The 6000-nt window shown below is 61.1% G+C and carries 1 protein-coding gene; it reads left to right on the top strand.

Annotated features, from left to right (window positions below; genetic code table 11):
* The coding region (locus HBR94_RS25115) for a VCBS domain-containing protein (RefSeq protein WP_170045711.1) at positions 1 to 5944 on the top strand (5944 nt) is incomplete at its 5' end.
* Between the last annotated feature and the right edge of the window lie 56 nt (positions 5945 to 6000).

The following is a 6000-nucleotide window of genomic DNA, read 5'->3' as shown; positions in this document are numbered from 1 at the left end:
CATGGCCATGAATGGCGGCGGCAACGGCACCGAAACCTTCACCTATCAGCTTAACGATCTCGACGGCGACACCAGCACCGCCAACCTGGTGTTGCAGGTGCATAACAACGACGACCCAGTGGTGCTGACTGGCCTGAACGTCAATGGTGGTGAAGTCACCGTCTACGAGAAAAACCTGCCGTTGGGTAGCGCTAACGATGGGCCTGCGCTGACCCAATCCGGCACCTTCACGGTGACGGCATTGGATGGCCTGAAAAACCTGACTGTGGGCGGGATTAGCGTCGTCACCAACGGCGTCGCCGCGACCTTCCCACAATCGGAACCTACCGGCTTTGGCAACACCCTGACCATCACTGGCTACAACGCCAGCACCGGTGTGATCAGCTACAGCTACACCCTCAACGGCACCGATAGCCACCCAACCGGCGCGGGTGCCAATAGCATTAGCGAGTCGTTCACGGTGGTTGCCACTGACACCAACAACAGCAGCGACAATGGTTTACTGGACGTCAATGTGGTCGACGATGTGCCAAAAGCCGTCGACGACAATCCCGCAGGTATCGCCTCCGAGAGCCAGCTCATCCTGAGCGGTAGCGTGCTGGGTAACGACGTACAAGGCGCCGACCGCATCGCCACCGGCCCGGTTACGCCCAACACCATCGTCGGTACCTACGGCACATTGCAGTTGTTCGCCGATGGCAGCTATGTCTACACCCTGGACAAAACTGACCCACAATTTATCGCCCTGAATGGCGGCGGCAACGGCACCGAAACCTTCACCTATCAGCTTAACGATCTCGACGGCGATACCAGCACCGCCAACCTGGTGTTGCAGGTGCATAACAACGATGACCCAGTGGTGCTGACTGGCCTGAACGTCAATGGTGGCGAAGTCACCGTCTACGAGAAAAACCTGCCGTTGGGCAGCGCTAACGATGGGCCGGCCTTGACTCAATCCGGCACCTTCACGGTGACCGCCTTGGACGGCCTGAAAGACCTGACTGTGGGCGGCATCAGCGTCGTCACCAACGGCGTCGCCGCGACCTTCCCACAATCGGAACCCACTGGCTTCGGAAACACCCTGACCATCACCGGTTACAACGCCAGCACGGGTGTGATCAGTTACAGCTACACCCTCAACGGTATCGACAGCCACCCAAACGGCGCGGGCACCAATAGCATCAGTGAGTCGTTCGCGGTGGTCGCCACCGACAGCAACAACAGCAGCGACAATGGTTTACTGGACGTCAATGTGGTCGACGACGTGCCAAAAGCCGTCGACGACAACCCCGCTGGTATTGCTTCTGAGAGCCAGCTCATTCTGAGCGGCAGCGTGCTGGGCAATGATGTACAAGGTGCTGACCGCATTGCCAGCGGCCCGGTTACGCCCAACACCATCGTCGGCACCTACGGCACTCTGCAGCTGTTCGCGGATGGCAGTTACACCTACACCCTGGACAAGACCGACCCGCAATTTGTCGCCCTGAATGGCGGTGGCAGCGGTACTGAAACCTTCACCTATCAGCTTAACGATCTCGACGGTGATACCAGCACCGCCAACCTGGTGTTGCAGGTGCATAACAACGACGATCCGGTGGTGTTGACCGGCCTGAACGTCAATGGTGGCGAAGTCACCGTCTACGAGAAAAACCTGCCGTTGGGCAGCGCTAACGATGGGCCTGCGCTGACCCAATCCGGCACTTTCACGGTGACGGCCTTGGACGGCCTGAAAAACCTGACTGTGGGCGGCATCAGCGTCGTCACCAACGGCGTCGCTGCGACCTTCCCACAATCGGAACCCAGCGGCTTCGGCAACACCCTGACCATCACCGGTTACAACGCCAGCACCGGGGTGATCAGCTACAGCTACACCCTCAACGGCACCGATAGCCACCCAACCGGCGCGGGTGCCAATAGCATTAGCGAGTCGTTCACGGTGGTTGCCACTGACACCAACAACAGCAGCGACAATGGTTCATTGGACGTCAATGTGGTCGACGACGTGCCAAAAGCCGTCGACGACAATCCCGCAGGTATCGCCTCCGAGAGCCTGCTGACCCTGAGCGGTAGCGTGCTGGGCAACGACGTACAAGGCGCCGACCGCATCGCCACCGGCCCGGTTACGCCCAACACTATCGTCGGTACCTACGGCACATTGCAGCTGTTCGCGGATGGCAGCTACACCTACACCCTGGACAAAACTGACCCGCAATTTATCGCCCTGAATGGCGGCGGCAACGGCACCGAAACCTTCACCTATCAGCTTAATGATCTCGACGGCGACACCAGCACCGCCAACCTGGTGCTACAGGTGCATAACAACAACGACCCGGTCGTGCTCACCGGCCTGGACGTCACTGGCGGCGAGTTGACCGTCTATGAGAAAAACCTGGTCGATGGTTCCAGCCCGAACATCCCGTTGTTGACCCAGACCGGTACCTTCACGGTGACCGCCTTGGACGGCCTGAAGAACCTGACTGTGGGCGGCATCAGCGTCGTCACTAACGGCGTCGCCGCGACCTTCCCACAATCGGAACCTACCGGCTTCGGCAACACCCTGACCATCACTGGCTACAACGCCAGCACCGGGGTGGTCAGCTACCGCTACACCTTGCTCGACAATGAAGCGCACCCCAATGCCAGCGGTGACAACAGTCTGTCGGAGCAGATCACGGTCACGGCCAGCGATAACGACACCAATACTGCGACGGGTACGATCGACATCAACATCATTGATGACCTGCCCACTGCCAACCCCGACGCGCGTTCGGTGATAGAAGGCGGTGTGGTCAGCGCCAATGTGTTGGGCAATGATGTCGGCGGCGCCGATAGCCCCACATTGGCTGGCGCGGTAGTCGGGGTGCGGGCTGGCAGCAACATCGGCACCCCGGCCTCTGGCGGCCTGGGCGCTAACATCAACGGCACCTATGGTTACCTGACTCTGGATGCCAACGGCAACGCCGTGTACCACAGCAACCCCAACGCGGTGAGCCCTCCGGGGGCGGTGGACACCTTCGTCTATACCGTGCGGGATGCCGACGGTGACCTAAGCACCACCACCCTGACGATTACAGTGACCGACAGCGGCCTCAAGGCGGTGGTTGACGGCGACGTCACGGTCTACGAGAAAGCCCTGGACCTGAACCTCGACGGCCAGGACCTGGCGCCTGGCACCGTGGTCGGCAGCGACCCGACGGCCACCACGGAAACCGCCAGCGGCAACCTCGCAGATTCGGTAACCGGCGGCAGTGGTCCGCTGAGTTTCAGCCTGGTCGGCAGCGCTACCGGCACTTATGGGCAGATCCTGCTCAACCCCAACGGCACCTACACCTACACCCTGACCTCGGCACCCAAGACCTTGCCCAACAGCAACGACGGGCCGAATGTATTGACCGAGACTTTCACTTATAAGGCCACCGACCAATTGGGCAACACCACCACCAGCAGCATTGTGGTGAGCATTGTCGATGATGTGCCCAAAGTGGTGTCCAGCGCGCGTGAAGTCACGGCGACGGAGGTGGACTCCAACCTGCTGCTGATCATTGATATTTCCGGCAGCATGAACGACGCCTCGGGGGCCGGCGGCACGCGGCTTGACCTGGCCAAGGCGTCCATCACCGAGTTGCTTAACCGCTACGATGAGATGGGCGATGTGAAGGTGCAGATCGTGACCTTCAACGACAGCTCCCAGCAATTGAGCAGCCAATGGGTCAGCGTCGCCACGGCCAAGACCCTGGTCAACAACCTCACGGCGTTCAACGGCACCAACTACGACTCGGCCCTCGGCACCGCGCAGACCGCCTATGGCACTGCCGGCAAGCTGGAAGGTGCGCAGAACGTGGCGTACTTCTTCTCGGACGGTAACCCCACCACGTCCAACACCAATAATCCGAACAACCCCGGCAACGTGGTCAACCCGGAATACGGCGACGGGATCGACGCCACTGAAGAGGGCGTATGGCGAGCCTTCCTCGATGCCAACGGCATCAAGGCCTATGCCATAGGCCTGGGGGCGGGGGTCAACAGTATTTACCTGGACCCGGTGGCCTACGACGGCAGCACCCACACCAACACCAACGCGGTGGTGGTGGCCAACCTGGCGGGCCTGGATGCGGTGCTGGCCGGCACGGTACAGGGCGCGCCGGTCACCGGCAGCCTGCTGACGGACGGCTCGTTCGGCGCTGACGGTGGCTTCGTCAAAGCCCTCACGGTGGATGGCATCACCTACACCTACAACCCGGCGGCGGGGGGCTCGATGAGTGCCAACCTGCCAGGCGGCCACGGTACGTTCGACACCGTCAGCAACAGTGTCACCATCACCACCAACCAGGGCGGCACGCTGGTGGTGGACATGGACAACGGCGAGTTCCGCTACACGCCGCCGAAGCTGACCGACTCGCTGGTCACCGAAACCTTTGGCGTGACCGTCAGCGACAACGACGGCGATCTCGCGACGTCCAGCCTGGTAGTCAAGGTCAACCCGAACGTGGCGCCGGTGGCGGGTGATGACCATGTGATCACCAATATCCTGTTGAGCAATATTGTGGTGCCTGCCGAGTTGCTGCTGGCCAATGACAGCGATGCCAACCATGACAACCTGACGGCTATCCCCACCAGTTTTCCAACCGGCTGGGTGGCCAAAGGCGCGGCCTTTACCGGGACGGGGACCAGAACGCTCACCGGTACAACTGTGGGGGATGTACGTACCTCGTTTGCCGGTGATGCGGCGAACCTCACTGCAGCACTTTTGATCACCGGCAGTCTCGGCAATGTCGGTGGCGCTACGGCCGACGATCGTTTAACGGTCACGCTCAAGGCGGGTGAGACCCTCAGCCTGGATCACAACCGGCCGGTCGGTAACATCGTCATGGCCTATTCGATCAACGGTGGCAGCGAGCTCCCTCTTGCGGATGGCACGACGCTGACTGCGTTAGCGGACGGTAGCTATCAGATTCACATTACCAACACCTCCAATCCAACAGGCGGCAACCCCAATGGCACAGAAAGCTACCAGTTGGACATGAAGATCAACTACGCCGGCGCCCAGGACTACACACCGCAGTACCACGGCAACTACTCGGTCAGCGATAACCACGGCGGCAGCGACAGCGCCGCGGTAGACATCAGCTACCAGGCCGGTACGACCCTCACCGGTACCAACGGTGATGACATCATCATGGCCGGGCCCGGCAACAACACCCTCAATGGCGGCGATGGCAACGACGTGCTCACCGCCGGCACCGGCAACAACCAGATGCACGGCGGCAATGGCAATGACCTGCTGTTCAGCGGCATCGGCAATGACCTGCTCGATGGCGGGGCGGGCCTCGACACCGTCAGCTATGCCCATGCCACGGCAGGCGTGACCGTCAACCTTGGCCTGGCGACGGGGCAAATCACTGGCGGCGCCGGAACCGATACATTGATGGCCCTGGAGAACCTGGTGGGCTCCAACTTCAATGACTTCCTCACGGGCAACGGCAACAACAACCTGATCTCCGGCGGGCTGGGCAATGACACTCTCAAGGGCGAGGGGGGCGATGACATCCTGATCGGCGGCCCGGGTAACAACACCCTGACCGGTGGCCCTGGCGCCGATACCTTCCAGTACCTGACCGGCGGTAGCGGGCACGATGTCATCACCGACTTTGCGGTGGGCACCGACAAGCTCGACCTGTCGCAACTGCTGCAAGGCGAGAATGCGACGACGGCGTCCCTGGATGACTACCTGCACTTCAAGGTGGTGGGCGGTACGACCACCATCGACATCAGCGCCGTTGCAGGTGCCACGCCGAACCAGACCATCGACCTGGCCGGGGTCAACCTGGCGACCCAATACGGCGTCACGCCGGGCGCGGGCGGGTTGATTGCGGGCGGGGCGGATACGGCGACGATCATCAATGGGATGTTGAATGACCATTCGTTGAAGGTGGATAGCGTGTAATCCCCTGTGGCGAGGGAGCTTGCTCCCGTTGGACTGCGTAGCAGTCCCATTCAGGG

This window comes from Pseudomonas sp. WS 5412 (assembly GCF_012985615.1).
GTDB lineage: Bacteria > Pseudomonadota > Gammaproteobacteria > Pseudomonadales > Pseudomonadaceae > Aquipseudomonas > Aquipseudomonas shahriarae.
The sequence above is the reverse complement of the archived record's forward strand: the minus strand, read 5'-3'. Positions and strand labels throughout refer to the sequence as shown.